This window comes from Paenibacillus popilliae ATCC 14706, from assembly GCF_000315235.1.
Classification (GTDB): Bacteria; Bacillota; Bacilli; order Paenibacillales; family Paenibacillaceae; genus Paenibacillus_B; species Paenibacillus_B popilliae.
The window spans coordinates 1-714 of record NZ_BALG01000265.1; the positions used below are offsets into that span (position 1 = coordinate 1).

General features: G+C 45.1%; 1 protein-coding gene. It reads left to right on the forward strand.

Going from position 1 to position 714, the window contains the following annotated elements; genetic code table 11:
- Positions 1-62 precede the first annotated feature (62 nt).
- Positions 63-714: transposase (locus tag PPOP_RS15865; protein ID WP_234399871.1), on the forward strand; the 652-nt coding region annotated here is incomplete at its 3' end.

Below are 714 nucleotides of genomic sequence, written 5' to 3' on the forward strand. Positions count from 1 at the left end.
TTAACGACGTGACAGCGGAAAAGAACCGTATTCACAAAATCCTTCAGGATGGGAACATCAAGTTGACCACTTATCTTAGCGATGTATTTGGTGTAAGGAATAAAATCCTGCCGTCTGCTGTGGAATTCTTGTTTCACGCATTTACGCAATCGTATACGGATATCAAGGACTACCGAGGGTATCAATTACTTGCCGTTGACGGTTCGGATTTGCATATCGCAACTGACTCTACGGACACGGACACCTATTTTCAAAGTCAACCGAACACGAAAGGCTATAACCTTCTGCCTTTGAACGTTGCCTATGACTTGTGCAACAGACTGTACGTGGACGCCATTGTTCAGCCACGAAGGTTGTGCAACGAGGGAAGGGCGCTGGCTGCTATGGTTGACCGTTCTCCCATCAAGGGCAAAACCATTGTTATTGCCGATAGGGGTTATGAAAGTTACAACAATTTCGCGCATCTTGAACGCAAAGGGTGGAACTATGTCATACGGGGAAAGGATTTGGATTCCAATGGTATTCTTTCGGGCTTGCGTTTGCCCTCTAGCGGAGAGTTTGATAGGGACGTTCACCTGACACTCACCAAAAAACAAACCAAAAAGGTCAAGGCTAATCCTGGGATTTACAAGTTCGTTCCTTCCACGTCTACATTTGATTTTTTGGATTTGCATGAGAACTTGTTTTACCCGATTTCCTTTCGGGTTGTTCGTT